The sequence below is a fragment of the Dactylosporangium sp. CS-033363 genome (assembly GCF_050942475.1).
In the GTDB taxonomy this organism is placed as follows: Bacteria; Actinomycetota; Actinomycetes; order Mycobacteriales; family Micromonosporaceae; genus Dactylosporangium.
This window is the reverse complement of sequence record NZ_CP192032.1, coordinates 3746095-3770312: the sequence shown is the minus strand read 5'-3', so window position 1 is coordinate 3770312 and position 24218 is coordinate 3746095. Positions and strand designations below refer to the sequence as shown.

The following is a 24218-nucleotide window of genomic DNA, read 5'->3' as shown; positions in this document are numbered from 1 at the left end:
GCGGCGGCCTTCTTGGGCTTCTTCACTGCAGCGGCCCTCGCAGGTATTCGGCGGGACGGTAGCCGGGCACGCCGACCGCCCGCCCGACGCGGTCCAGGTCCTGCTCCGCCTTGTCGAGCTCGAGGTCCAGCGCGAGGTCGGGCGCGTTGCCGGCCAGCAGCTCGCGGACCCCGCCGAGCCGCTTGATCGCCCGGGTCAGGTCCGGGTCGGAGCCCTTGCCGGTCAGCCCGGACACCTCCACCGCCAGGGCGCTCAACCCGGCCAGGCGGGCGGCCGGGGCCGTGCCGCGCCGGGTCCGCACCGGGGCCAGGCTCGTCGCCGACAGCACCAGGAAGCCGGCCACGCACAGGCCGAACAGCCACGGCAGCGCCGGAAGCGCCACCCTGAGAGGATCGAAGGGAAGGTAGGGCAGCGGCCGATCGAACACGCCCGAGTACCGCACGTCGGCGACCCAGCCCAGGTACGCGAAGAGGACGTTGTCCTGCGGGTACGCGTACGTGCTGATCCGCTCGTCGAAGCGCGCGTAGAACCCGGCCGCGGCGATGTCGGCGAACTCGGCCTCGTGCGGCCCGTGGTACTCGATCCAGTCGCCGAGCATCAGCACCAGCGGCCGGTCCGGGAACGCGCGGGCCAGGGCCGGGCCGTAGTCGGGGGCGGCCGCGTCGCGGGCCTGCGCCGGCAGCGCCACGACGAGCGCGTCGTCGGTGCCGAACGCCGCCCGCAGCGATTCCGGCGACGGGTTCACGCTGCCGTACTTCCCGTTCTCGCGCAGCCCCGCCACGATCGGGTCGAGCTCGGCCGCGGTCGGCTCCCGCCACAGCCCGTCGGTGGACGGCGCCGGGCCCTCGGTGTCGTCGATGCCGTGCACGAGCGCCACGAGCTGCGCGGTGACGTCGTTGCGGGCGAACTGCGCGCGCCACTCGCCGAGCAGGCTGGAGCTGGCCTGGTACAGCCCGCCGGTCACCTCGGTGCCCATGACCCGGATGTCGGCGTCGTCGACCTCGCGCACCTGCTTCTGCTGGTCCTCGCTGAGCCCGGGCGGCGCGACGATGATCCGCACCTCGCGCCCGCCCGCCGCGGCGCGGACCGCGGCCTCGTCCCACTGCGCGATCGCCCCGGGCAGCCGTACGATCGGGTCGGCCTTGACCCGCGCCCGCATGTCCTCGACCGAGGGCAGCGTGGCGTCGGAGAGCTCGCCGGCCGAGCCCTCGGGGAGCTTGGCGGTGGGCGGCGACTGCCCGTACGTGGTGTTCGCGCTCTGCCGCTGCGCGACCAGGAACCCGGTGACGCTCAGCGCGGCGATCGCGAGCAGGAGCCAGCGGGCCGGCTGGGCGTACCGGCGGATCCGTTCGATCATGCGTGCTCCTGCCACAGCCGGTCGGCCTCGCGGGCGCACCGGGCCGCCTCGTGCGCCGCCTCGATCCCGCCCCGCCCGGCCGCGATGGACTCGGCCCGCGCGAACAGCTCGTCGGCCTCCTGGACATCCCGGTCCGCCGCGTCCCGGCTGACCACGGCGACGTCGATCGCGGTGCGGGCGTCGGCCCAGGCCAGCGCGCGGGCGCGGGCGGCGGCGCGGACCCGCGGGACGTAGGCGGCGGCGAACCCGGCACCGGCGAGCACGGCCGCTCCGATCACCCAGAACACGACCTCGATGATCCATGATCACCGCAAGTTCCGCCTCTCGGCGCCGCGCAATGCCCGGTTACAGCACTTCCGGGCGGATCGCGGCGGCCGCGGAGCGCAGCCTCGTCGGTGCGCGGGACCGGCTACCGCGCTTCCGGGCGGATCGCGGCGGCCGCCGAGCGCAGGGCCTCGTCGGTGCGCGGGACCGGCTCGATGAAGACCTCCTCGACGTCCGCGAACCGCTCGCCCAGCACGTGGTGGAAGCGGACGCAGGCGTGCTCGGCCTCGCTGGAGGTGACCTCGTCGGCGAAGTCGACGCGGGCGCAGACGAGGACGCGGCCCGTACCCATCATCATCGTCCGCACGTCGACGACGGAGGCCACCTCGGGCTGCTCGGCCAGCGACTCGGCGATCTCCCCGACCAGCCGCGGGCTCGCCTGCCGGCCGATCAGCAGCGTCAGGTTGGTGCGCACCAGCTCCAGGGCCACCACCACGAGCAGCGCGGCGATCGCGAGCGCGGCCACGCCGTCCCACAGGTCGTCGCCGGTGAGCTGGCGGGCGAGCAGACCGGCGCCGGCCAGGCCGAGGCCGACCAGCGCGGCCGAGTCCTCCAGGACCACCGACTTGACCGTCGGGTCGTCGGGGTCGCGCACGTAGGCGGCCACCGTGGTCGACGCGGCCCGCGACGCCTGCCGGGCGCGGCGGACGGCCTGGGTCAGCGACACCGCCTCGCTCGCCGCCGACAGGACGATGACGATGTACCCCACATACGGCGCGCCGGCGTCCGCCTCGCCGTGCAGGATCGTGTCGACGCCCTGGTACACCGAGAAGCCCGCGCCGAGCGCGAAGATCGTCAGGGCGGCGAGCAGGGACCAGAAGTACCGCTCCTTGCCGTGCCCGAATGGGTGCCGCGGGTCGGCGGGCAGGCGCGAGCGGCGTAGCGCGGTCATCAGGAACAGCTCGGTCGTGCAGTCCCCCACCGAGTGGGCCGCCTCCGCCAGCAGCCCGGCCGAGGCGGTGAGCACGCCCGCCACCGCCTTGATCACCGCTACCGCGAGATTGACCAGCAGAGCGATGACGACGGTACGCACGTTGACCGCCTACCCGCCGCCGGATCCACGAAAACGTGGGGCCGCTTACAGCCAGCGGTTCTTGCGCAGGTACCAGTACAGGAGTGCGCCCAGGCCGAGCATGATCACGCAGCTGGCGATGAAGCCGTCGAGCTTGCCGAAGCCCGGGTACGGGATGTTCTGCCCGTAGAACCCGGTGACCGCGGTGGGCACGGCGATGATCGCGGCCCAGGCGGCCAGCCGCTTGGTGATCTCGTTGAGCTCGGCCGCCTGCTCGTTGAGCTGCGTGTCGGCGATCCGGTCCACGCGGTCGCGCGCGGCGTCCACGGACTCCACGGTGCGCAGGGCGTGGTCGTAGACGTCCTGGTAGTACGGCGTGAGGACCTCGTCGCGCAGGTGGCTGTCGGCCCGGGAGAGCCGGCTGACCACCTCCTGCATGGGCGCCACGACCCGGCGCAGGGCGGCCAGGCTCGCCCCCAGCTCGTAGGCCCGGCGGCGCACGTCGACGTCGGTCTGCGCCTGGAACAGGTGGGTCTGCAACTCGTCGACGGCATCGTCCAGTTGCTCCACGGCGTGGTAGTGCCCATCGACGACGACGTCGATCAGGCCGTACACAAGGGCGCTGATCTGGTTTCCGGCATCGACGAGATCGGCGTTCAGGTCCCATCGGGCGATCAGGGTGTCGATGTCGAATTCGTCCTTGCGCACCGTGACCAGCGCCCGGGGCGTGATGAACACCGCGATCTCGCCGGCCGTGAGCGTGGTCCCGGTCTCGTCGACGCTGACCGCGTACATATTGGCGAACAGGTGCGACCGGTAGCGATCGACTTTCGCGCGCTGATGCGAGGTGATGGCGTCCTCGACCGCCAGCGGGTGCAGCCCGAACTCGTCGACGACGACCTGCAGGTCGGCCTGGTCCGGGTCGTACAGGTCGAGCCACACCACGCAGTGCTCGTCCTTCGCCAGCCGCTCCGACAGCTGTTCGGCCGGAAACCCCTCGTCGAGCAGCTCACCGTCGCGGTACAGCCGGGTGCGCGTCGGGCACAGCGGCGGAACCGCACTGGTCACACTGGGCGCGGACGGCCCCGGCGTCTGCGGGTCGCCGGCCGCCTCACACGGCTCGGCCACGAGCTCGTCGAGCGCGGCCAGGTCCTGCTGCGTATCGGTGGTGTCACGGGCCATGACCTTCAGGTTTCCCCAACCCGGCGACGGCTAACGGCGCCGCTTTTTTGTCGTACCCGGGGGGCATGATGTGGGGTGCCGGAAGGGAGAGGGACATGATAGGCAAACTGGAGATGATCGTCCTGGACGCGGCCGACATCACGGGGCTGGCGGCGTTCTACCGGGCGCTGGCCGGCTGGTCCGAGATCAGCGCGGAGGACGACTGGATCACGCTGGGAACGCCCGACGGGTGGCGGGTCGCGTTCCAGGAGGCCCCGGACCACCGCCCGCCGGACTGGCCGGGTCAGTCCCTCCCGCAACAGGCCCACCTCGACCTGCGGGTGGCGGACCTGGAGGCCCACACCGAGCGGGCCGTGTCCCTGGGCGCGCGGGTGCTGCGGCGCAACGAGGCCTGGCACACGCTGGCCGACCCGGCGGGCCACCCGTTCGACCTGTGCCTGTCCCCGGACACGGCGGGCGTGTCACTGATGGGCGTGATGCTGGACTGCCCGGACGCCCGCGAGCTGGCCCTGTTCTACTCCGCGATCCTGGACAAGCCCCTGACCTACGACGGCGAGGGCGCCTCGATGATCGGCGAGGACGGCGCCCAGCCGATCCTGTTCCAGCAGGTGCCGGACTACCGCCCGCCGAGCTGGCCGGACCCGGCGCAGCCGCAGCAGTTCCACCTGGACATCGAGGTGGACGACCTGGACTCGGGCGAGGCGGCGGTGCTGAAGTTGGGGGCGGTGCGGCAGCCGAGCACGGGGAAGTTCTTCCGGGTGTACACGGATCCGGCTGGGAAGCCGTTCTGCCTGACGGTGCAGCCTTCCTGACGCTGGGAGCGTCACCTGACTGCTGCGCCACTGGGCCGGCCCGCGGATTGGCCTCGGCGCCGCTGAGCCGTTGCGGATCGGCCTGGGCGCCGCTGGCCACGCCCGGCCGCCGTTCCGTTCGCCTCGTCGTGGATTCGCCCTGCCATCGATTCACCTCGCCGCCGATTCGCCTCGCCGCTGTTCCGCCCCGCCGCGGAATCGCCCCCGCCACGATTCCGCCCCACCGTGGTTCCACCCCGCAGATCGGCCGGGCACAGCCGGGCCGCCACGCCGCTGGGCCGTTGCGGCGAATCGGCCTGGGCGCCGCTGAACCACGCCCCGCCCTGGTTCCGCCCCGCCGCCGTTCCGCCCCGCCGCCGTTCCGCCCCGCCGCTGTTCCGCCCCGCCGCTGTTCCGCCCCGCCGCAGAATCGCCCCCGCCACGATTCCGCCCCACCGTGGTTCCGCACCGCAGATCGGCCCGGGCGCCGCCGAACCACGCCCCGCCACGGAATCGCCTCACCGTGTTTCCACCCCGCAGGTCGGACCGGGCGCCGCCGAACCACGCCCCGCCCTGGTTCCGTCCCGCCGCCGTTCCCGCCCGCTGCCGTCTCGTTCGCCTCGCCTGGATCCGCCGCGCCGCCGATTCTTTCGCCTCGCGGTGGAATCGCCTCGCCGCCGTTCCACCCCACCGCCGTTCGACCCGCCGCCGTGTCGTTCGCCCCGCCTAGATTCGCCCCGCCGCCTCGCTCGCCCCGCCGTGGAGTCGCCCCGCCACAGATTTGCCCCAGCGTCGTGGCGGTTCAGGGGACGACTCCGCCCTCATGCAGCCGACCGGCGACACGTGGCCCGTGCGGCGGTCACGCCTTCACCTCGTCGCCGCCGTGGTGCAGGGGCGACTGCGATCGCTTTCAACCGACCGATGACAGGGAGCCGCGGCAAACCAGCGAACGGCAACGCGCTCAGGACCAAGCCGCCGGTCCCACTCGCGCGTCGGGCGAAGCCAACTACCGGCGGCTCACAGCTTGCCCGAGCTCACAACCCGGCCGACAGTTCACGAACGGCGCGCCGACGACCCGGCCGCAGCCCACGGCTGGCGGGCGCGAGAGCCCACGGCCGCCCTGACGATGGGGCTCACGACTCGGCGACGCGGGGACCTGGAGCCGCCCTGGACTGTGCGGCAGTCCCGCCGACCACAGGCGGAGCAACACCCCGCCACGGGCGCCGCCTGGGTGGCTTCGGTGAGAGCGGGTCCTTCCGGTCGGGCGGGACGGCGGTGCGGACCTCGGACGGGCGTCGGCCGGCTCGGGCGGGGCGCGGGTTCGGTGCGCAGGTCAGGCGGCGGTCGATGGCTCGTCGGCGGCGGCGACGAGCAGAGGGCCGCGCCGGCCCAGGGTCCAGGTCAGCAGGGCGAAGGCGCTCAGGATCAGGCCGGCGGTGGTGATGGCACGCCAGCCGCCGGCTGACCAGAGGAGGGCGGCCGCCGCCGAGCCCAGTGCGCCGCCGATGAAGTTGCCGGTTACGTACGCGGTGTTCAGGCGGCTGCGGGCCTGGTGGGAGACGGCGAAGATGCGGGCCTGGTTCAGGATGGCCTGGGTCTGCATGGCGACGTCCAGCACCACGATGGCGACCAGGATCAGGAGCACCGAGCGGGCGGCGAAGGCGGCGATCGCGAAGGACAGGAGGATCGCGCACCAGGACAGGCCTGTCGCGGGGAGGGACCAGCCGCGGTCGTGGAGGCGGCCCGCTCGCTGGGCGGCGACCGCGCCCGCGAGGCCGGCCAGGCCGAACAGGCCGATGACCGAGACCGGGTAGTTGAAGGGCGGGCCGCTCAGCAGGAACGTCAGGGCCGTCCAGAACAGGGTGAAGCTTGCGAAGCCCGTGGCCGCGATGACGAGGGTCCAGCGGACCGCCCGCTCGCGCAGGGCCACGGTGGCGATCGAGGCGATCAGGGCCGGGTAGCGCAGGTGGTCCTTGGCGGGCAGGGGCGGGATGGCGCGGAACAGGACCGCGGCCAGGGCGACCATGACCACGGCGGCCGCCAGGTAGATGGCGCGCCAGCCGGCCAGGCCCGCCACCAGGCCGCTCACCGTGCGGGAGGCCAGGATGCCGGTCAGGATTCCCGAGGCCACCGTGCCGACCACGCGGCCTCGTTCGTGTTCCGGGGCCAGGTCGCCGGCCAGGGGCGTCAGGATCTGGCCGGCCACCGTCGTGACGCCGAGGGCGGTGATCGCGGCCAGCAGGATGCCGATCGACGGGGCCGCGGCGCACAGGAGCAGGGCGGCGGCCGAGCACAGCAGCATGACCGGGATCAGGCGCCGGCGGTCCAGGACGTCGCCGAGCGGGACGATGAGGAGGATGCCCGCGGCGTACCCGAGCTGGGTTGCCGTGATCAGCCAGCCCGCGGCCGCGCTGGAGGCGTGCAGGTCGTCGGCGATCAGGTCCAGCAGGGGCTGGGCCCAGTAGAGGTTGCCCACGGCGGCGCCGGCGGTCGCGGCGAAGAGGAAGATGAGCCAGCGGGGCAGTGGGGCGGCGGTCACTTGGGTCATTCAACCGGACGTGATCGCCGGAGCAGAAGTCCCCAGCCGGTCGGGAACACGGTGCGTGACGGGCGCCGAATTATCGATTATTGATTGCCGGTAATTCGGTAATCAATAATCCGTCCCCGCGCCAAGATCAAAAGCATCCGGGCCTCACCGGTCCAGGAGGCCGCGGCCCCGGGAGGACGGGGACGGGTCGCACAGGGCCTGGCGGGTGCCCGTGGCGTCCAGCACGCGCGCCGGGAGGCCCTTCGGGTGGAGGACCCGGAAGCCGCGGCCGTACTCGGCGGCCAGGTCGCGGGCGTCCAGCAGGGCGCGCAGGATGGCCGGGTCGATCAGGGTGGCGCGGTCGATGTCGACCTCGACCGCGTCGTAATCGCCCTCGATGGCTGTGCGAAGTGCCGCGGCCAGTTGCGGGCGGTTCAGCCGCTCCAGGCGGCCGCCGGCGACGACCAGGATGGTGCGGGACTGCGGGCGGTTTCTCGTGGTGATCCAACCGGCTTTGTCGTCGCCCGTGGCCATTGTCGCCCCCACCTCGTTGTGCGCACGAAAGGGCCCGCCCGCGGTGCGCCGGCAACTCGGCGGCTCGGCGGTGGCTACAGCGTGGCCAAGGACGCGCGGTGCTCACTACCCGCAGGAGCGAAGGATCGCCGGGTCGCTTAGCTTGGAAACGAAGGTGCGTTTTCCGGACAATAATGTCACTGAGCGGGTAACGTCCCGGTGATCTGGAGGTGGTCCGTGGAGCCGACCGCAGGTCAGCCCGGTCTGTTGGAGATCCGTACGCGTGATCGTGAGGTCATCGCGGAGGCGCTGAACCACGTCGTGACCCACCGTGCCCGCATCACGTTCGACGACCCCGGCGACGTGGACCTGTCGATGCGGTCGCGGGAGCACGGCGAGCTCGGCGCGATCCGGCTGCGGCTGGGCGGGGTGAGCTACTCGGCGGCCTCCGAGCCGGTGGGCTATCTGCTGGCCGGGGTCGTCGAGGGCGGTGAGATCGCCGTGCGTGTCCGGGGGCGGGACTTCGCTTTGGGCCCCGACGACGGCATGCTGTTCCCGGTGGGTCACCCATTCGTCGGCGAGTACGGCCGCTCGGCGCTCGGCGCGGTGAGCCTGCCGCTGCCGTACGTGGCGGAGCTGGCCGAGGCCGAGACCGGTCTGCCCGCCGCCGACCTGCGCTTCGAAGGGGCCATGCCGGTGTCGGAGGCGATGCGGCGGTACTGGGCCGGCGCCGCCGGGTACCTGTGCCGCCAGCTCACCACGCCCGGGGTGGAGTTACCGCCGCTGCTGGCCGAGCACCTGCGGCGGCTGGGAGCGGCGACCCTGCTGAGCGTCTTCCCGAACACCACGATGACCGTCGCGCGGACGCCGAACGACGGGCGGGTCGCGCCGGCCGTGGTGCGCCGGGCGGTCGAGTTCATGGAGGGCAGCCCCGAGCGGCCGCTGACCGTGGCCGAGATCGCGACCGCGGCCGGGGTCGGGTCGCGCGGGCTGCAGGTGGCGTTCCGGCGGCATCTGGGGTGCACGCCCATGGAGTACCTCCGCCGGGTCCGTCTGGAACGAGTGCACCGCGAGCTGCGGGCGGCCGGGCCGGGCGACGGGGTCACGGTGCGTGAGACCGCGCGGCGGTGGGGGTTCGCCAACCCGGGGCGGTTCGCGGCGGAGTACCGTGCGCTCTACGGTCAGCCGCCGAGCCGGACGCTGCGGGTGTGAGCATGACGACGCTGTTCGAGACCACCGATGTCGAGGCCGCGCACCAGATGCTCGTGTCGACCTACGGCGCGATGCGCTTCACCGTGTCCGGCGAGCAGCGGCACCGGTGCCGGGTCGCGCGGCACACCGTGGGCCCGCTGGAGCTGCACCACAACACGTTCACGATGCGCTTCCACGTCGACGCCGATCCGATCGGCGTGGTGACCATGGGCCGCGTCATTTCCGGCTCCTTCTCGTACCGCAGCCGCACCGGCGAGTCCGACAACGAACCCGGGGACATCTTCCTGCTGGCCCAGCCGGACGTGCCGTACCAGTCGATCAACATCGACGTCGACCTGGAGTTCGCGGTCATCGATCCGCCGCTGCTGGCGCAGGTGGCCGACACCGGCCCGGCGCACTCCGCCCTGCCGTTCCGCTTCACCGGCTTCCACCCCGTCTCGGCACAGGCGGCCCGGCTCTGGGGCACCACGTACGACTACGTCCGCGACCACGTCGCCGGCACCCAGGCCGCCCGCGAGCCGCTGCTGGCGGGCAACGCCGCGCGGCTGCTGCTGGCCACGGCCCTGGCCACGTTCCCGAGCAACGTCAGCCACGAGCCGACGATCGAGGACCGCCACGACGCCCACCCGGTGACGCTGCGCCGGGCGGTGGCCTTCATCGACGCGAACGCGCACCGTGACATCAGCCCGGGCGATGTGGCGGCCGCCGCGCACGTCACCATCCGTACGCTCCAGCTCGCGTTCCGTCGCCACCTCGACACGACGCCGGGCGCGTACCTGCGGCGGGTCCGGCTCGAGCACGCCCACCGCGACCTGCTCGACGCGGACCCGGCGGCGACGACGGTCGGGGCGGTCGCCTCCCGCTGGGGCTTCGCCAGCCACAGCCGCTTCACCGCGCACTATCATGCGGTGTTCGGGCAAGCTCCGTCGGAGACCCTGCGACGGCAGTGAGCCGAAACCGCCAAGGACGGGGACTCTGGCGATGAGCGGAACGGCACTGCGCGACGACCCGGCACGCGACCGCCGGCGGAGGGTCCAGGGCCTGGTGACGATCGCGGTCTGGCAGCTCGCCGCGGTCGCGCTGCCGATCGCGCTGGGCGCCGTCCTGTTCGGGAGCAGCTTCTTCATCAACGTCGAGGACCAGCTGATCCAGCCCTGCGACGACCCGATGGAATGCGGCGGTATCGTCCCCGGCGCGGATCAGGTGCTCAGGTTCATGGTGCCGTTCGCGCTGGCGAGTGTGGTGGTGGCACTGCCGGTACAACTGCTGCTCCTGAAAAAGGTGCATCCGATCGCGGCGGGATCGCTGGCGTCGTTCCTCGCCTGGGGGGTCTGCCTCGCCGGACTGTGCCTGCTGGGCGTGCTGGCGGGCCTCACGCATAGATAGCCAGGGTCCACGTGCAGTCGTCGCCGGTGACGACGGTGAGGGTGCGCGCGCCGGCGCTGCCGCCCTGTTCGAACACGCCGCTCTCCCCGGTACCGCGCCGCTCCACGATGTGCCGCCCGCCGAGCTTGTCGTCGGCGATCGCGAAGCTGCCGGCGGACGGGCACTGGTACCCCCAGGCCAGCTTCCACGGCGTCTTGAGCGCCGGCGTGTCGAGGTTGTCGTTGCCGTGCCCGGCCTGGCGCCACACCGGGGTCTGCGCGTCCGCCCCGCCGCCCTCACCCTGGGTGACGAAGTCGAGCTGGAACTTGCAGTGGCCCTCGCTGAGCACCTCGACCGGGTAGTGGTTCGTGCCCTCCGGCCCGGCGCCCCAGATGTGGATCAGGCCCTCGCCGGTCGGGGTGGTGGCCTCGACCGGGTTGCGGTCCATCTCGTCGTGCCCGTCGAGGTACCCGTTGCTGCCGCCGGTGCCGACCTCGATGCGGAACACGACGTTGTTGAACACGTCCGCCGGGGCCTTCTGGCAGTCCCAGTACTTGAACCTCACGGCGTTGCCGGCGTTGCCCGGCTGGTAGTCGGGCGAGTTGTCGGACCACTCGAAGTTGCCGTACGGGTTGGGTTCGGTGACCGTCACGGTCTTCAGCACCTGGGTCGTGAGACCGGCCCCCGCGGTGGCCTGGACGGCCGTTGTCGTGGGGGGCGGCCCCGCCGGCACCGTGGTCGGCGGGACGCTCTCCTGCGGTTGAGCTGCCGGATCACCACCCCCGCAGGCGCTCAGGAACAGGACCGCGACCAGGACCGGAAGTCGATGAGCAGCACGCACGCCAAGATATTTGCACCCCGGCAAACGGAATGCATCCGCCGTCCGGACGGATGGTCAGTGGTGTTCGATGCAGAACTCGTTGCCCTCGGGGTCACGCAGCGTCACCCAGCCGCGATCCTCCGGGCCACGGTGGTCCTCGTGGACGGCGGCGCCCAGCTCGACGGCCCGCGCGACCGCCTCGTCCCGGGTCCGGTCCTGCGGCACCCAGTCGAGGTGGACGCGGTTCTTGGCCGTGCGCGGCTCCGGCACCCGCACGAACAGCAGCCCCGGAACCGGCTCCGGCGCCTCGACCAGCACCTCGTCGTCGCCGGGCGCGTCGATCGCGGACACCGGCCAGCCGGTCAGGCCGCTCCAGAACGCCGCCAGCTCGTACGGCTCCCGGCAATCGACGGTGATGTGTCGCAGTCGCATTCCGAGCAGACTACCTAGCCCGCGACCTCGAGCGGGTGCACCGCCAGGTGGCTGCGCACCGGAGCGTCGCCGCCCGCCCACATGGTCGCCATCCCCTGCCAGATCTCCCCGACCGCGGGGTGCTCGTGCGCGTGCGCGGCGGCCTGCTCGTTCGCCCACTCGAAGATCTCCACGACCGGCACGCCGCCGTCGATGTCGGGCGACCCGGCGAAGTACTGCGGCGGCCGGTTCGTCACGAGCTCCAACTGCCGCAGCACGGGCCAGTGCCGGCTCAGCAGCTCCTGAAAGTCACCGTACGCATCGGCGCGCACGCGGTACGTGCTGATGATGGTCAGGTCCATGCCCGCAGCCTAGTCCGCGACGCCCCGCTCCCGGGCCGCATCGCGCGCTCGCGGTCAGCGGCCGGCGAGGTAGGCGTCGGCGAGGGGCTGCGGGGCGCGGGCCAGCCAGCCGTCCACAAGGGACTCCCGAAGCTGCTCCAGGTGTACTTCGGGCAGGGCGACGAGCACAGCGGCGTACCCGTCGAAATGGGGGATCGTGAAGAAGCCCGGGCGGTCCTCGGCCAGCACCGCCTCCTTCTCGCCGAGGTCGGCGCAGGTGATGGCGACGATCGGGCCCTCGGGCGGCGGGGTGGCGCCGAAGCGCTTGAGGTCGGCCTTGCTGAACGGGCGCTCCCACGCGAAGGACTTGCCGCCGACCGTCCAGACCCGGGTGCCGCCGCGCTTGGCGGTGGACTCGACGGCCTCGGGCAGGGCGAGCGCGATCGCCGCCACGTCGTCCAGGGTGAGCATGGCCCGACGCTACTCCAGGCCGGCCTCGTCGAGGATCTTCCGGCGGCGGCGGGTCGAGAGCAGGTCGACGTACACGACGCCGTCGAGGTGGTCGAGCTCGTGCTGCAGGCAGCGGGCGAAGTAGCCCGTCCCCCGCACGGTGAGCGGGTTGCCCTCGACGTCGAGGCCGGTGACCGTGGCCGTGGCGGCGCGGCGGAACTCGGTGTGCGGGCCGGGGACGGACAGGCAGCCCTCGGTGTCCTTGGTCGTGGCCGGGCGGCGGCCGGGGACCTTGAGCACCGGGTTCACGATGTGCCCGGTGTGCTGCTCGCCCTCGGCGTCGGGGCAGTCGTACACGAACACGCGCAGCGGCACGCCGATCTGGTTCGCGGCCAGGCCCACCCCGTCGGCCGCCCGCATCGAGGCCATCATGTCGTCGACCAGCTTCGCCAGCTCGCGGTCGAACGTGGTCACCTCGGCGCACGGCGCGTGCAGCACCGGCTCCCCGTACAGCACGATCGCGCGCGCCCTGCCCTTACCCATTCGGCACAAGTTACACGGCGAAGCGCCGCCGCAGCTCGCGCTTGAGCACCTTGTGGCTCGGGCCGAGGGGCAGCGCGTCGACGAAGCGGATCTGCCGCGGATACTTGTGGCGGCCCAGACGGTCCCGGGACCAGTCCAGGAGTTCCTGCTCCGTCAGTGGTACCTCCTGATCCCGCACCACCACCGCACAGATCTCCTCGCCGTGCACGTCGTCCGGCACCCCGATCACCGCGACCTGCATGACGCCGGGGTGACGGGCGAGGGCCTCCTCGACCTCCCGCGGGTACACGTTGAAGCCACCCCGGATGACGAGGTCCTTCTTGCGGTCGACGATCGTCACGAAGCCGTCCTCGGTCTTCGTGCCCAGGTCGCCGGAGCGGAACCAGCCGTCCACCACGGCCTGCTCGGTGTCGGCCGGCCGGTTGAGGTAGCCGGCGAACACGTTGTGCCCGCGGATCACGATCTCGCCCAGCTCACCCGGGGGCAGCAGCTCGATGCGCTCCTCGATCTCGGGCCGCGCGACCTCCACCTCGACGCCCCAGACCGCATGCCCGACGGTACCGGCGCGGGTCCCGAAGTGCGGCTGGTTGGTGGTGGCGGTGGGCGAGGTCTCCGACAGGCCGTACCCCTCGAAGATGCTCGTGGAGAACGCGGCGTTGAACTTCTCCAGCACCGGCAGCGGCAGCGCGGCCCCGCCCGAGATGCACAGCCGCAGCTGCGGCAGATCGCCGCGCCCGGCCGCGGCGGCGAGCAGCGCGACGTACATCGTCGGCACCCCGTGGAACACGGTCACGTTCTCGCGCACCATGAGGTCCAGCGCGGCCTCGCCGGTGAACCGGGCCAGCATGACGAGCGTAGCGCCCAGCCGGAACGCCCCGTTCATGCCGACCGTCTGCCCGAACGTGTGGAACAGCGGCAGGCAGCCCAGCACCACGTCCGACGAGCGCGCGTCGTTCGCGTCGAACACGTTGACCATCGTGTTCATGACCAGGTTGAGGTGGGTCAGCACGGCGCCTTTGGGTTCCCCCGTTGTACCGCTGGTGTACAGCACGACCGCGGGGTCCTCCGGCGCGCACGAGGCGTACGAGCGCACCGGCTCCGCGCGCAGAAGCTCGCCGGGCGCGACCACCGGGATGCCGGCGATCTCGGCCGCCGCCGCCCCCATCGCCGCCTGGCTCGGATGGCACACGAGCAGCCGGGCCCCGCTGTCCTTGAGCGTGTAGGCCGCCTCATCAGCGGTCAGCAGCAGGTGTACGGGTACCACGACGGCGCCCAGTGCGAGCACCCCGAAGTACACCCGCGGAAAGTCGACCACATTGGGAATCTGCAGCGCGACCCGATCGCCGGGCGCCACCCCGAGCTCACGAAGGGCGGCCGCGCACGACCGCGCCTCCCGCCAGAGATCGTCATACGTGACCCGCTGCTCCCCGTCGACAACGGCGATCTTCTGCGGGTACCGGCGGGCCGACTCGGCCAGCACGGCGGCGAGGGACAAGGTCGCGCTCATGGCTCTAAACTAACGCTGGAAGTTTTTCCCCGCCAGCTTCAATTTGCACCGCGTCTGCACTAACCTCCACCGGCATGGAGCGCTTCCGCACCTCCGACGGGATCAGCATCGCCGTCCACCGCTGGGGCGCCCCCACCGCCGGCCTCCCGCCGGTCGTGCTGCACCACGGCTTCATCGTCGACGCCCTGACCAACTTCCAGTCCCCGGGCGTGGTCGCGGCCCTGGTCGAGGCCGGCCGCGAGGTGATCGCCCCCGACGCCCGCGGCCACGGCGCCTCGGGCAAACCGCACGACACCGCGGCGTACGGCGAGGAGGGCATGGCCCGCGACCTCTCCCAGCTCCTCGACCACCTCCGCGTGCGCGAACTGGACCTGGTGGGGTACTCGATGGGCGGCGTGGTCGCGGCCATCTTCGCCGCCCACGACCGCCGCGTCCGCCGCCTGGTCCTGTCGGGCGTGGGCGCCGGCGTCGCCGAACTGGGCGGCCTCGACACCCGGGCCATGCCCCCGTCGGAGGTGGCCGCGGTCCTGCTCACCGAGTCCCGCACCGCGGTGGAGTCCTCGCCGGCGGCGGGCTTCCGGCTGCTGGCCGACGCGGTGGGCGCCGACCGCCTGGCCCTGGCGGCGCAGGTGAACGCGGCCCACCGTACGCCGATCGCCCTGCACGCCATCGCCGCCCCGACCCTGGTCCTGGTGGGCGCCGACGACCCCCTCGCCGTCCGCCCGCAGGACCTGGCCGCGGCCATCCCGGGCGCGCGGTGGCGGGTGGTGAGCGGCGACCACCTGACGGCGTTGCGCTCCCCCGAGTACGTCCCGGCGCTGCTGGACTTCCTCGCGTAGCCTGCCGTTCCGTGCCCTTCCACGCCTTCGGCCCGTCCGCGGACGACCTGGCCCGGGCGATGGGGGTCGAGCTCGACGAGGACGACCTACGCCGCGTCGCCGAACTCCTGGGCCACCCGGTCACCCAGATCTTCGCGCACTACTGACGCGGCCGGAACGGCGCGAGGGTGGCGCGGACCAGGTCGGCGGTGCCCCACACATCGTCGTACTGCGCCAGCACGGCCAGATGCTGCCGCAGCTGCATGACCGGCATGCGCTCCTGCCACCCGGCGTCGAGTCCGGTCAGGTCCGCGTAGACCCCGAAGCACCGCGCCGCCTCCGGGGGTGGGGCCGTGCTCCAGACGTGGGCCAGGTCGACCTCCGCCCACATGTACGACACGGCCGGATCGATCAGCGCCGGCTCGCCGGAGGCCGTGGCCATGACGTTCTGGGCCCACAGATCCCCATGCGTCAGGCACGCGGGGCGCACCGGCAGCAGCGACGGCAGCCGGTCGCACAACCGCTCCAGCGCCGCCCGGTCCGCGGCATCGAGGGCGGCCTCCACCCGCGGCTCGGAAAGCCAGCGCAGCAGCCGGTGCTCCGCGAAGAACGCGAACCCGTCCTCGCTCCAGGCGTTGTGCTGCCGCCGCCGCCCCAGCCAGTTGTCCCGGTGCCAGCCGAACCGCGGATGCGCCGTCGACGTGTGCAACCGCGCCAGCATGTGGGCGAAGCGCTCCCAGAACGCCTCGCTCGCCGGGCGCGGGGAAAGCGGCGACAGCACCAGCACGTCCTCGTCGACAAGGAGCACCGAAGGGGTCGTCGCGCCGCCCAGGTCGTGCAGGGCGGTCAGGCCCTCGGCCTCACACGAAAACACGTCCGGGAGGTCGTCGAGCGCCTTGACGAACACCGTCGATCCGTCGCGGCGCGTCGCGAGTCCCGCCTCGGCCGCCAGCCCGCCCGACACCGGCTCCACGGCGACGACGTCGTCCAACCCGGCCCGGTGGAGGCGGTCCAGCAGGGGCGAGATCACCCCGCCAGCATAGGCAGGTCAAGTTCGCGCGTGCGCGTTCCGTCGCCGTCGCGGCGGTACACGGTGAGCGAACGCGCCAGGCCCGAAACCGGCAGGGACAGCTCGCCCGCCGCAACGATGCCCGCCGCCCGGCCGATCGTCATGTGCGGCACGAACCGCGCCGGCCGCTGCAGGCCCGGAAGTGCAAGCCCATAGACCGAATCGTGCAGCCGCCGCACCTGGTCGTGACCCGCGCCGAGGAGCAGGAACAGGTACTCGTCCTCCCACACCGACGGTTCGGTCAGCTCGACCGGGAACGGCGGGCACGCGGCGAGCACCGGCCGCAGCGCGCCGGCCAGCGACAGCGCCGTCCCGGGCCAGGTGAACGGGAACGCGATGGTGATGTGGGCCGGCACCGCGGCGGCCAGCGGGTCCCACCGGGCGCGGAACCGCTCGATCCCGGCGGTGTCCAGGTCTGGAAAGATCGCCAGCACGCGATCGGTCGTCATGGCGCGACACCGTACGCGATCGCCGGCGGCAGTAGTGTTCCCGTGCGTGGAGGAACGCGAATTCCTGTCCGTCACCATCGCGCGGCTGCTCGCGGCGCACGACCGGCTCGACGTCCTGCGCGCCGAGGCGGCCCGCGGCGACTGGAGCTGCGGCGTGGCCCTGGGCGAGGAGCTCATCCGCCGCGGCGAACTACACAATGCCCTTCGCGTGTACCGCACGTTCCTCGAACCCGCCCGCTGGGGCGGCGCCGCCGAGCGGGCGATCGAGGTGCTGGAGGAAGTGCACGGCGTGGAGCGGGCGCTCGAGTTCGTCCGTCCGTACGCCGACGCCGGAGACCGCAACGCGATCCGGCGCCTCGCGCTCGTACTCGGCCGGCAGGGCCGGATCGACGAGGTGTTCGCCCTGCTCCGCCCGCACCTCACCGACTGGTGGCTGGCGGAGGCGCTGGTCGAGGCCACGGCCGGCCACGGGCGCGACGAGGAGGTCATCGCCGCCCTGGCCCCGCTGGCGGACCCGGAACCCTGGAACGTGCGGCTGCTGCTGGCGACGGTCCTGGAGCGCGGCGCCCGCCGCGGCGAGGCGATCGACCTGCTGCGCGGCGGCGCGTTCGGCTCGACCAACGAGGCCGAGCGCCTCGCCGAGCTGCTGCGCCGGGAGGGCCGCGAGGCCGAGCTGCGCGACCTGATGACGGTCCGGGGCCGGGAGGAGGCCGCGTACGCCCTGGCCGCCCTGCTGGAGGACCAGGACCGCCTGCCGGAGGCGGTGGACACCCTGCGCGCCTACGCCGACCGCGGCCGCGTCAACCCGTCGCTCGCCCTCGGCAAGCTGCTGCACCGGCACGGCCGCGGCGAGGAGGCCGCCGACGTGCTGACCGTGGCCATCCGCGCCGAGGGCACGGACCACGGCTGCACCCGCCAGCAGCTGTGGACGATGCTCATCGAGGACGGCCGCCCCGGCGCCGCGCTGGCCCGCCTCGAGGACCTGGAGCGCGAGTTCGACCCCGCGGACCTCGTCTGGGACCGCGTCTGGCTGCTGCGGGAGGTCGGCCGCCCCGAGGAGGCCCTCACGCTGCTGCGCACCCGCCCGGACCCGGCCGACGCCATCGCGCTGCGGACCGAGGCCCACATCCTGACGAACCTGGGCCGCCGTGACGAGGCGATCGCCGTGCTGCGAGCGCACGTGACGGCGCCCTACGTCGCGCCCGTCCTGGCCGAACTGCTCATCGAAGCCGGCGCGATCGACGACGCGCTGGCGGTGCTCGGCCGGCCGCCGCGTACCACCAACTGTTGACTCGCAAGTGTACACTTTCAAGTATGATCGACGTGAAAGGGCTGATCAAGCGGTACGGACGACACACCGCGATCGACGACATCCATTTCGGCGCCGCGCCCGGGGAGGTCGTGGCGGTGCTCGGGCCGAACGGCGCCGGGAAGACCTCGCTCATCGAGATCCTGGAGGGGTACCGCACCCGCGACGCCGGCCGCGTGCGGGTCCTCGGCACCGATCCGGCCGGCGCGGGACCCGCCTGGCGCGACCGCATCGGCGTGCTGCTGCAGACGACCAGCGTCGACCCGCAGCTGACGGTGCGCGAGGCGACAACCCTGTTTGCGCGGATGTACAGCAACCCGGACCGTGACGTGCTCGCGCGGCTCGGCCTCGAACAGGTGGCGAACCGGCGCACCGGCGAGCTCTCCGGCGGGCAGCAGCGCCGGGCCGACCTCGCCCTCGCCCTCGTCGGGCGGCCCGACGTGCTGTTCCTCGACGAGCCGACGACCGGGTTCGACCCCGAGGCCCGCCGCGACACGTGGCAGGTCGTGCGCGAAACGGCCGCGCGCGGCTGCACGGTGCTGCTCACCACGCACTACCTGGACGAGGCGGCGGAACTGGCCGATCGCGTGATCGTGGTGAGCGGCGGGCGGATCGTCGCGGAGGGCGATCCGAAGACGCTCGGCGGGCACCTGGCCGCCGAGACCACGATCCGGTTCCGCCGGCCGTCCGGCGAACTGGCCACGCTGCGCACCCGCACGCCGACCGCGGCGCTGGCCGAATATGTGTGCAACGGACACGAGCTGGCCGAGCTGAGCGTGACGCGGCCGACGCTCGAGGACACCTACCTGAGCCTCATCGGGAGTCGCCATGCTGTATGAGCTCTGGCGGTACCAGATGCGGGTCTTTGTTCGTGCCCCGCGCACGCTGATCGCCTCGGCCGGGACGCCCGTCGTGCTCATGGTGCTGCTCGCCGCGATCAGTGACCACGTGGACGAGCCCGGCTACCACTGGCGCCTGGTCGCCTCGATGATCACGCTCGGGGTGGCGTCGACCTGCTACACCACGCTCGCCGCGTCCCTTGTGGCCAGCCGCGACAGCGGGGTGCTCAAACGGCTGCGCGCGACCCCGCTGCCGCTGTGGCAGCACGTCGGCGGGCGGGTCGCGGCGACCGTCGCGATCGCAATCGTGCAGAGTGCGCTGCTCGCGGCGGTCGGGTTCGCGCTCTATTCGGCCACGCCGGATGCGTACCTGCGCACGATCGCCGGCGTGGTGCTCGGTTCGCTCACGATCGGACTGATCGGGGTCGCCGTCACGCAATTCGTGCCACGCGGCGACGCCGCCGCGACGCTGCTGTCCACCACGCTGCTGCCGGTCGTGCTGCTGTCCGGCGTGTTCTTCCCGGTCGGCGAGCTGCCGGGGTGGGCCGCCGCGCTGGCCGAGGCGTCGCCGCTGACCCACCTCAACCGGCTCGTCGGGGCCGCGCCCGCGAGCACGACCGAGGCCTGGATCGCCGCCGGCGTGCTGTGCATGTGGGCAGCCGTGGCGCTCACGTGCGCACTGTGGCGCTTCCGCGTGGAGCCGATGCCGGCGAAACGGCCAAGGGGCAGACTGAGGACGTGACACGCAAGCTGTTGAAGCGCGACGAGCGGGTCGCCAGCATCCTCGCGGCGGCGGCCCGCGCGTTCGGCGTGGCCGGTTTCGCGGCGACGTCCATGGAGGACATCGCGGCCGAGGCCGGCGTGACCAAGCTGATCATCTACCGGCATTTCGAATCCAAGCAGCAGTTGTACGAACGTGTGCTCGACGAGACCCGCGAGCGCCTCGCGCAGGCGTTGCAGTTCCGCGCGCGCACGCCGAACCCGGACATGATCGGGCAGCTGCTCGCCGCCGCCCGGGCCGAGCCCGCCGCGTTCACGCTGCTGTTCCGCCACGCCGCGCGGGAGCCGCAGTTCGCGTCCTACGCGGCCGGGTTCCGGGACCGGGCCCTGGCGGCGGCGCTGCGCGGGCTGCCCGACGCGATCCCGGAGGACCTGCGCCGGTGGACCGCCGCGCTCTCGTTCACCGTCGTGGTGGACGGCATCGTGCTGTGGCTGGAGGAGGGAACACCGGACCGCGACGACGAGGCCGCGGCCCGGCTGCGCGCTATCACGGCCGCACTGTCGAAGGACGTCACCCCTTGACGCCCGACGCCGCGACACCCCGGACGAAGAAGCGCTGGAAGACGATGAACACGATGGCCACCGGGATGATGGTGAGGATCGAGCCGGCCATCATCACCGGATAGTCGAAGCTCTGCCCGCCGGCGCCCCCGCGGCCCAATGTGGACAGTCCGAACGGGAGTGTCCACAGTGACGGGCTCGCCCGCACCACGATCAGCGGCAGCAGGAACTCGTTCCACACGCCCTGGAACGACAGGATCGTCAGGGTCAGCAGGGCCGGGCGGGCGAGCGGCAGCACGATGTGCCAGTACGCGCCGAAGATGGAGGCGCCGTCGATCCGCGCCGCCTCCTCCAGCTCCCGCGGCAGGTCCATGAAGAACTGGCGCATCAGGAAGATGCCCATCGCGTCCACCGCGAGCGGCAGGATCAGCCCGGTGTACGAGTTGAGCAGCGTCAGCTCCTTGAGCACCAGGAACCGCGGCACCGTGAGCACGATCGGCGGCACCGCGAGCACCGAGACGACGCCGGCGAACACGAGCGCGCGGCCGCGCCACTCGAGGCGGGCCAGCGCGTAGCCCGCGAGGGAGTCCAGGAACACCCGCAGCAGCGTCGCCACCACGGTCACCAGGATCGAATTGAACGTCCACAGGGGAAAATCGCTGTGCAGCAGCACGTCGTTCCAGGCCCGGAAGTCCCAGGTCAGCGGCCACGGGGTGACCGGGTGCGCGGCGACCTCGGGCCGCGACTTGAACGACGTGGCCAGGGAGAGCACGAACGGATAGATGAAGATGATCGCGAAGAGCGTGAGCAGGGCCCGTCGTACCATCACCGCTCCTTGCGCAGAACCAGCCGCTGCAGGCCGGTGAAGACGAGAATGATGACGAACACGATGAAGGCGATCGCGGCCGCGCGGCCCATGGCGGAGTTCTGGAAGCCCTCGCGGTACACCAGATACGCCGGGGTCAGGGTGGTCTTCTGCGGGCCGCCGGAGGTCATGGCGTACACCTGGTCGAACACCTGCCAGGTGCCGATGAGCCCCAGCGTGATGACGAGGAACAGGGTCGGCTTGAGCATCGGCAGGGTCACCCGCCAGAACAGCTGGCGCCGCGTCGCCCCGTCGACCTGGGCCGCCTCCTCGATCTCGACCGGGATGTTCTGCAGCCCGGCCAGGAACATGAGCATGAAGGTGCCGGTGGTGGTCCAGGTGGCCAGGATCATGATGGAGGTCAGCGCCACGCTGGGCCCGGACAGCCAGTCCCACCACGACAGGTCGAGGAACTCGCCCCGCAGCGGGCCCGGCGGCGCGTCGACGCCGACGGTGCGCAGCAGCAGGTGGATGAGCCCGTCGGAGTCGTCCAGCCAGACCAGCCCGACCTTGCCGGGCAGCAGCGCCGACAGCACCGTGTTGACCACGCCGCTGGGGCTGAACAGGAAGACGAAGATGAACGCCACCGCGATCGAGCTGGTGACCGACGGGAAATAGAACGCCGCGCGGAAGAAGGTGCGCCCGCGCAACAGCTTGGCGTTGACGATCACCGCCAGTATCAGGGCCAGGAAGGTCTGCGCGGGTACGACGCCCAGCACGTAGTACACATTGTTGCGAAGGCTCTTGGCGAAGTCGCCGCGCACGACACCGGTGTGGGTCAGCAGGTCCCGATAGTTGTCCGCGCCGGCGGGCGTCGACGCGGACAACTGGGCCAGGCCGCTCCAGTCGCGGAAGCTCACCCACAGCGCCAGCAGGATCGGCGCCACCATGAACACGCCGAGCAGGACGAGCGCGGGCGACACGAACAGCCAACCGGCCAGTCCCTGCCGCCCGCGAATGCCGTTCCGGCTCATTAGCCGAGCACCGATCCGCCGGCCTTCTGCGTGCTCGTCACCACGTCGTCGACGGACTTGTTGCCCTTCGCCAGGCCCTGGATGCCGTCGTTGAACGTGTCGATGACGGTGCTGAAGCCGGGCACGAACACCGACTTCTTGGCGTAGTCGGCGCCGGAGACGAACGCCTTGAGCTCCGGCTTGTCGGTCAGCCACTTGTCCGCGAGGGACTTGCGCGACGGCATCACCGGGAACTCCTTGGTGATGGTGAGCTGCTCGTCGGGCGAGGTGAGGAACTTGACCAGGTCGATCGCGGCCGCCTTGCTCTTGGACGCCTTGGCCACGCCGTAGCAGACCGAGAACGACATGGTGCCCTTGCCGGACGGGCCCGCGGGCAGCTCGGCGACGGCGTACTTGGTGTTCGGGAAGTCGTTCTTCATCGCGCCGACGATCCAGTTGCCCTCGATGGTCATCGAGGTCAGGCCCTTGCCGAACGCCTCGCCGCCCCAGCCCGCGCCGACCGCGGCCGGCGTGCCGAACCAGCCGGCCTTGTGGTTGTCGGTGAGGTACTGCAGCGCCTGCTTCATCTGCGGCGTGTCCATCGTCATCTTGCTGATGTCGTCGTTGGTCGGCCACGCGCCCGCCTGGGCGAAGAACGCGCCCCAGCGGTAGAACTCGGGTGCCAGTACCAGACCGGGATGACCGGGCTTGGTCAGCGCCTTCGCGGTGGTGGCGAGCTCGTCCCACGTCGTGGGCGGCTTGAGCCCGGCGGCCTGGAAGTCGGCGGTGTTGTAGACCAGCTGCAGGGTCGAGAAGTCCTTGGGCGCGCAGTAGTAGGTGCCCTGGTAGGTGAACGACTGCTTCAGGGTGTCGTAGAAGTCGCCGGGGTTGTCGGTCTGGTCGCCGATCGGCTCCAGCGCGCCGCTCTTGCCCAGGTCCGGCAGCTTGTTGTCGTTGACGTAGAAGACGTCCGGCGGCTGCCCGCCGGCGAGCGCGGTGGTCAGCGCGGTGTCGTACTCGGGCAGCACCTTGAGCTCGACGGTGTTCTTGCCCTGCTTGTTGTAGTCGTCGATGGCCTTGCGCAGCACGGCGTCCTCGGCCGGGGAGGACGAGAAGGCGAACATGGTCAGCTTCGCGCCGGAGGCGGCGCCCTGCTCGCCGCTGCCGTCGTCACCGCAGGCGGCGGTGGCCGAGAGCGTGCCGGCGAGCAGGAGGGCGAGGGCGGGTCTCAACATTCGCATCGGTTGCTCCTTGGGGGTGTCAGGGCGAGACGCTGGACCCCCGGACGATCAGCTCGGGGGGCAGCAGGCGGGCGGGCGTCGGGCCGTCCGCGGGCGGGGGGTTGAGCAGGGCGGCGATCATCGCGTGCCCGGCGGCCTCGATGGGCTGCCGGACGCTGGACAGGTCGAGGGCGGCGGCGGTCGGGCTGTCGTCGAAGCCGACGACGGCGAGACCGGCGCCGCGGGCGCGGACGGTGCGCAGGATGCCGGCGGCGAGGGTGTCGGTGGCCGCGACGACGGCGGTCGGCGGGTCGGGGTCGTCCAGCAGCCGCGCGCCGAGGGCCGCCCCGGTGGCCAGGGAGTCCTCGCCGCGCAGATCCGGCCCGAGGGGCAGGCCGAGCGCGGCACACGCGTCGCGCCAGCCGTCCGCGCGCCGATCGGAAACTGCGAAGCCGCGGGGGTACCCCACGAAGGCGATCCGCCGATGCCCGCTCTCGGCGAGGTGCTTGGTCGCGGCGGCGGTGCCGGCCGAGTTGTCGACGTCGACCCAGGGATGGCCGGCGTCGTCCCCGGTCCGCCCGAACGCCGCGAACGGCACCCCGTGCGCCCGCAGCGCCGGCGGCCGCGGGTCGCCCGGGGACAGTCCGTAGAGCACGAGCGCGTCGATGGCGCCGGCCTTGTAGAGCGCGACGGCCCCGGTGACCTCGCCCTCGGCGTCGTCGGCGGTGTAGAGCAGCAGGTGGTGGTCCTCAGCGCGACCGGCGTCGGCGAGGGCGTGCAGGAAGCGGTCGTGGATGCTGCCGAGCGCGTGCGGATGGACCGGCTCGAGGCGGTACCCGATCATCCGCGACGACGAGGCGCGCAGGCCCTGGGCGAGGCGGTTGGGGCGGTACCCGAGCTGGGCGATGGCCGCCTCGACCCGCTCGCGCGTCTCCGGCCGGACCCGCTCGGGCGCGTTGAGCACGTTGGACACGGTCTGCCGGGAGACCCCGGCCACCCTGGCCACGTCCTCGACGGTGGGCTGCACAATCGCTCCCGGATGTCGTATGGTGCGTCGTGT

The 24218-nt window shown here is 72.3% G+C and carries 28 protein-coding genes; 10 read left to right on the top strand and 18 right to left on the bottom strand.

The window, feature by feature from the left end; all coding sequences use genetic code 11:
- Positions 1 to 22: 22 nt before the first annotated feature.
- From ACQPZ4_RS17500 to ACQPZ4_RS17485, 4 genes are all read right to left on the bottom strand, one after another.
- Positions 23 to 1357 (bottom strand): hypothetical protein, encoded by a 1335-nt coding sequence (locus ACQPZ4_RS17500; protein WP_433061899.1) that lies wholly within the window; start codon positions 1355 to 1357, stop codon positions 23 to 25.
- Entirely contained in the window at positions 1354 to 1644 is a 291-nt protein-coding gene (locus ACQPZ4_RS17495) for a DUF6403 family protein (protein WP_433061897.1), read from the bottom strand. The genes ACQPZ4_RS17500 and ACQPZ4_RS17495 overlap by 4 nt, the downstream gene beginning before the upstream one ends.
- Before the next feature lie 122 nt (positions 1645 to 1766).
- Positions 1767 to 2714 carry a cation diffusion facilitator family transporter gene (locus ACQPZ4_RS17490; RefSeq protein WP_433061895.1) on the bottom strand — a complete coding sequence of 316 codons (948 nt, stop codon included), beginning with the start codon at positions 2712 to 2714 and terminating at the stop codon, positions 1767 to 1769.
- Positions 2715 to 2759: 45 nt separating this feature from the next.
- Positions 2760 to 3875 carry a magnesium transporter CorA family protein gene (locus ACQPZ4_RS17485; RefSeq protein WP_433061892.1) on the bottom strand — a complete coding sequence of 372 codons (1116 nt, stop codon included), beginning with the start codon at positions 3873 to 3875 and terminating at the stop codon, positions 2760 to 2762.
- A 95-nt stretch (positions 3876 to 3970) separates the two neighbouring features.
- Between ACQPZ4_RS17485 and ACQPZ4_RS17480 the strand changes: the two genes are divergently transcribed.
- Positions 3971 to 4687, top strand: coding sequence for a VOC family protein (locus tag ACQPZ4_RS17480; RefSeq protein ID WP_433061889.1), 717 nt, complete (start codon positions 3971 to 3973; stop codon positions 4685 to 4687).
- Positions 4688 to 5999: 1312 nt separating this feature from the next.
- On the opposite strand, the gene ACQPZ4_RS17475 is transcribed toward ACQPZ4_RS17480, so the two are convergent.
- Both ACQPZ4_RS17475 and ACQPZ4_RS17470 read right to left on the bottom strand, forming a co-directional pair.
- Positions 6000 to 7205, bottom strand: coding sequence for an MFS transporter (locus tag ACQPZ4_RS17475; protein WP_433061887.1), 1206 nt, complete (start codon positions 7203 to 7205; stop codon positions 6000 to 6002).
- A 153-nt stretch (positions 7206 to 7358) separates the two neighbouring features.
- Complete coding sequence (locus ACQPZ4_RS17470; RefSeq protein WP_433061884.1) at positions 7359 to 7727, bottom strand: STAS domain-containing protein; 369 nt, start codon at positions 7725 to 7727, stop codon at positions 7359 to 7361.
- 246 nt (positions 7728 to 7973) lie between these two features.
- Between ACQPZ4_RS17470 and ACQPZ4_RS17465 the strand changes: the two genes are divergently transcribed.
- From ACQPZ4_RS17465 to ACQPZ4_RS17455, 3 genes are read left to right on the top strand one after another with little or no spacing between them, the layout of a single operon-like run.
- Positions 7974 to 8918 carry an AraC family transcriptional regulator gene (locus ACQPZ4_RS17465; RefSeq protein ID WP_433061881.1) on the top strand — a complete coding sequence of 315 codons (945 nt, stop codon included), beginning with the start codon at positions 7974 to 7976 and terminating at the stop codon, positions 8916 to 8918.
- 2 nt (positions 8919 to 8920) lie between these two features.
- Positions 8921 to 9868 carry a helix-turn-helix transcriptional regulator gene (locus tag ACQPZ4_RS17460; RefSeq protein ID WP_433061879.1) on the top strand — a complete coding sequence of 316 codons (948 nt, stop codon included), beginning with the start codon at positions 8921 to 8923 and terminating at the stop codon, positions 9866 to 9868.
- 31 nt (positions 9869 to 9899) lie between these two features.
- Positions 9900 to 10304, top strand: coding sequence for a hypothetical protein (locus ACQPZ4_RS17455; protein WP_433061877.1), 405 nt, complete (start codon positions 9900 to 9902; stop codon positions 10302 to 10304).
- Here the strand turns inward: ACQPZ4_RS17455 and ACQPZ4_RS17450 are convergent.
- Genes ACQPZ4_RS17450 through ACQPZ4_RS17425 form a run of 6 tightly spaced genes read right to left on the bottom strand, consistent with a single transcriptional unit; the run spans position 10291 to position 14355 of the window.
- Positions 10291 to 11124 carry a hypothetical protein gene (locus tag ACQPZ4_RS17450; RefSeq protein WP_433061874.1) on the bottom strand — a complete coding sequence of 278 codons (834 nt, stop codon included), beginning with the start codon at positions 11122 to 11124 and terminating at the stop codon, positions 10291 to 10293. The genes ACQPZ4_RS17455 and ACQPZ4_RS17450 overlap by 14 nt on opposite strands.
- A gap of 54 nt (positions 11125 to 11178) precedes the next feature.
- A complete protein-coding gene (locus tag ACQPZ4_RS17445) occupies positions 11179 to 11535 on the bottom strand; it encodes a VOC family protein (RefSeq protein WP_433061871.1) in 357 nt (118 codons plus the stop codon).
- Between the two features lie 14 nt (positions 11536 to 11549).
- Positions 11550 to 11876, bottom strand: coding sequence for a hypothetical protein (locus ACQPZ4_RS17440; protein WP_433061868.1), 327 nt, complete (start codon positions 11874 to 11876; stop codon positions 11550 to 11552).
- Positions 11877 to 11930: 54 nt separating this feature from the next.
- The gene (locus tag ACQPZ4_RS17435; RefSeq protein WP_433061865.1) at positions 11931 to 12326 is read right to left on the bottom strand and encodes an MmcQ/YjbR family DNA-binding protein; all 396 of its coding nucleotides are present in this window, start codon (positions 12324 to 12326) and stop codon (positions 11931 to 11933) included.
- Positions 12327 to 12335: 9 nt separating this feature from the next.
- On the bottom strand, positions 12336 to 12848 hold the full coding sequence (def, locus tag ACQPZ4_RS17430) for a peptide deformylase (RefSeq protein WP_433061862.1): 513 nt from the start codon (positions 12846 to 12848) through the stop codon (positions 12336 to 12338).
- Between the two features lie 10 nt (positions 12849 to 12858).
- On the bottom strand, positions 12859 to 14355 hold the full coding sequence (locus ACQPZ4_RS17425) for a long-chain-fatty-acid--CoA ligase (protein WP_433061859.1): 1497 nt from the start codon (positions 14353 to 14355) through the stop codon (positions 12859 to 12861).
- Positions 14356 to 14429: 74 nt separating this feature from the next.
- On the opposite strand from ACQPZ4_RS17425, the gene ACQPZ4_RS17420 reads away from it, so the two are divergent.
- Positions 14430 to 15194, top strand: coding sequence for an alpha/beta fold hydrolase (locus ACQPZ4_RS17420; protein WP_433061856.1), 765 nt, complete (start codon positions 14430 to 14432; stop codon positions 15192 to 15194).
- Between the two features lie 11 nt (positions 15195 to 15205).
- Positions 15206 to 15340 (top strand): hypothetical protein, encoded by a 135-nt coding sequence (locus ACQPZ4_RS17415; protein WP_433061854.1) that lies wholly within the window; start codon positions 15206 to 15208, stop codon positions 15338 to 15340.
- Here ACQPZ4_RS17415 and ACQPZ4_RS17410 read toward each other — a convergent pair.
- Together ACQPZ4_RS17410 and ACQPZ4_RS17405 are read right to left on the bottom strand one after the other, a co-directional pair.
- Positions 15334 to 16203 carry a fructosamine kinase family protein gene (locus tag ACQPZ4_RS17410; protein ID WP_433061851.1) on the bottom strand — a complete coding sequence of 290 codons (870 nt, stop codon included), beginning with the start codon at positions 16201 to 16203 and terminating at the stop codon, positions 15334 to 15336. The genes ACQPZ4_RS17415 and ACQPZ4_RS17410 overlap by 7 nt on opposite strands.
- Positions 16200 to 16691 carry a 2'-5' RNA ligase family protein gene (locus ACQPZ4_RS17405; protein ID WP_433061849.1) on the bottom strand — a complete coding sequence of 164 codons (492 nt, stop codon included), beginning with the start codon at positions 16689 to 16691 and terminating at the stop codon, positions 16200 to 16202. Before ACQPZ4_RS17405 ends, ACQPZ4_RS17410 begins: the two co-directional genes overlap by 4 nt.
- A 46-nt stretch (positions 16692 to 16737) precedes the next feature.
- Here ACQPZ4_RS17405 and ACQPZ4_RS17400 point away from each other — a divergent pair, with 46 nt between their 5' ends.
- From ACQPZ4_RS17400 to ACQPZ4_RS17385, 4 genes are read left to right on the top strand one after another with little or no spacing between them, the layout of a single operon-like run.
- Positions 16738 to 17982 (top strand): hypothetical protein, encoded by a 1245-nt coding sequence (locus ACQPZ4_RS17400; RefSeq protein WP_433061846.1) that lies wholly within the window; start codon positions 16738 to 16740, stop codon positions 17980 to 17982.
- A 23-nt stretch (positions 17983 to 18005) separates the two neighbouring features.
- Entirely contained in the window at positions 18006 to 18839 is an 834-nt protein-coding gene (locus ACQPZ4_RS17395) for an ABC transporter ATP-binding protein (protein WP_433061843.1), read from the top strand.
- Positions 18829 to 19581: an ABC transporter permease gene (locus ACQPZ4_RS17390; RefSeq protein ID WP_433061840.1), complete on the top strand. Its 753-nt coding sequence runs from the start codon at positions 18829 to 18831 to the stop codon at positions 19579 to 19581. The genes ACQPZ4_RS17395 and ACQPZ4_RS17390 overlap by 11 nt, the downstream gene beginning before the upstream one ends.
- Positions 19578 to 20141, top strand: a complete 564-nt coding sequence (locus tag ACQPZ4_RS17385; protein WP_433061838.1) for a TetR/AcrR family transcriptional regulator — start codon at positions 19578 to 19580, stop codon at positions 20139 to 20141. The genes ACQPZ4_RS17390 and ACQPZ4_RS17385 overlap by 4 nt, the downstream gene beginning before the upstream one ends.
- On the opposite strand, the gene ACQPZ4_RS17380 is transcribed toward ACQPZ4_RS17385, so the two are convergent.
- Genes ACQPZ4_RS17380 through ACQPZ4_RS17365 form a run of 4 tightly spaced genes read right to left on the bottom strand, consistent with a single transcriptional unit; the run spans position 20131 to position 24185 of the window.
- Positions 20131 to 20946, bottom strand: a complete 816-nt coding sequence (locus ACQPZ4_RS17380; protein WP_433061835.1) for a carbohydrate ABC transporter permease — start codon at positions 20944 to 20946, stop codon at positions 20131 to 20133. The genes ACQPZ4_RS17385 and ACQPZ4_RS17380 overlap by 11 nt on opposite strands.
- Positions 20946 to 21959: a carbohydrate ABC transporter permease gene (locus ACQPZ4_RS17375; protein ID WP_433061833.1), complete on the bottom strand. Its 1014-nt coding sequence runs from the start codon at positions 21957 to 21959 to the stop codon at positions 20946 to 20948. Before ACQPZ4_RS17375 ends, ACQPZ4_RS17380 begins: the two co-directional genes overlap by 1 nt.
- Entirely contained in the window at positions 21959 to 23179 is a 1221-nt protein-coding gene (locus ACQPZ4_RS17370) for an extracellular solute-binding protein (RefSeq protein WP_433061830.1), read from the bottom strand. Before ACQPZ4_RS17370 ends, ACQPZ4_RS17375 begins: the two co-directional genes overlap by 1 nt.
- 19 nt (positions 23180 to 23198) lie before the next feature.
- Positions 23199 to 24185, bottom strand: a complete 987-nt coding sequence (locus tag ACQPZ4_RS17365; protein WP_433061827.1) for a LacI family DNA-binding transcriptional regulator — start codon at positions 24183 to 24185, stop codon at positions 23199 to 23201.
- Positions 24186 to 24218: the final 33 nt, after the last annotated feature.

What these genes read in the sequence shown, in the direction of transcription:
- ACQPZ4_RS17485 (WP_433061892.1), bottom strand. Translation starts at nt 3,875, where the DNA reads ATGGCCCGTGACACCACCGATACGCAGCAGGACCTGGCCGCGCTCGAC.
- ACQPZ4_RS17370 (WP_433061830.1), bottom strand. Translation starts at nt 23,179, where the DNA reads ATGCGAATGTTGAGACCCGCCCTCGCCCTCCTGCTCGCCGGCACGCTC.
- ACQPZ4_RS17460 (WP_433061879.1), top strand. Translation starts at nt 8,921, where the DNA reads ATGACGACGCTGTTCGAGACCACCGATGTCGAGGCCGCGCACCAGATG.
- ACQPZ4_RS17405 (WP_433061849.1), bottom strand. Translation starts at nt 16,691, where the DNA reads ATGACGACCGATCGCGTGCTGGCGATCTTTCCAGACCTGGACACCGCC.
- ACQPZ4_RS17470 (WP_433061884.1), bottom strand. Translation starts at nt 7,727, where the DNA reads ATGGCCACGGGCGACGACAAAGCCGGTTGGATCACCACGAGAAACCGC.
- ACQPZ4_RS17480 (WP_433061889.1), top strand. Translation starts at nt 3,971, where the DNA reads ATGATAGGCAAACTGGAGATGATCGTCCTGGACGCGGCCGACATCACG.
- ACQPZ4_RS17445 (WP_433061871.1), bottom strand. Translation starts at nt 11,535, where the DNA reads ATGCGACTGCGACACATCACCGTCGATTGCCGGGAGCCGTACGAGCTG.
- ACQPZ4_RS17380 (WP_433061835.1), bottom strand. Translation starts at nt 20,946, where the DNA reads ATGGTACGACGGGCCCTGCTCACGCTCTTCGCGATCATCTTCATCTAT.
- ACQPZ4_RS17435 (WP_433061865.1), bottom strand. Translation starts at nt 12,326, where the DNA reads ATGCTCACCCTGGACGACGTGGCGGCGATCGCGCTCGCCCTGCCCGAG.
- ACQPZ4_RS17420 (WP_433061856.1), top strand. Translation starts at nt 14,430, where the DNA reads ATGGAGCGCTTCCGCACCTCCGACGGGATCAGCATCGCCGTCCACCGC.
- ACQPZ4_RS17375 (WP_433061833.1), bottom strand. Translation starts at nt 21,959, where the DNA reads ATGAGCCGGAACGGCATTCGCGGGCGGCAGGGACTGGCCGGTTGGCTG.
- ACQPZ4_RS17390 (WP_433061840.1), top strand. Translation starts at nt 18,829, where the DNA reads ATGCTGTATGAGCTCTGGCGGTACCAGATGCGGGTCTTTGTTCGTGCC.
- ACQPZ4_RS17440 (WP_433061868.1), bottom strand. Translation starts at nt 11,876, where the DNA reads ATGGACCTGACCATCATCAGCACGTACCGCGTGCGCGCCGATGCGTAC.
- ACQPZ4_RS17395 (WP_433061843.1), top strand. Translation starts at nt 18,006, where the DNA reads ATGATCGACGTGAAAGGGCTGATCAAGCGGTACGGACGACACACCGCG.
- ACQPZ4_RS17425 (WP_433061859.1), bottom strand. Translation starts at nt 14,355, where the DNA reads ATGAGCGCGACCTTGTCCCTCGCCGCCGTGCTGGCCGAGTCGGCCCGC.
- ACQPZ4_RS17500 (WP_433061899.1), bottom strand. Translation starts at nt 1,357, where the DNA reads ATGATCGAACGGATCCGCCGGTACGCCCAGCCGGCCCGCTGGCTCCTG.
- ACQPZ4_RS17455 (WP_433061877.1), top strand. Translation starts at nt 9,900, where the DNA reads ATGAGCGGAACGGCACTGCGCGACGACCCGGCACGCGACCGCCGGCGG.
- def (WP_433061862.1), bottom strand. Translation starts at nt 12,848, where the DNA reads ATGGGTAAGGGCAGGGCGCGCGCGATCGTGCTGTACGGGGAGCCGGTG.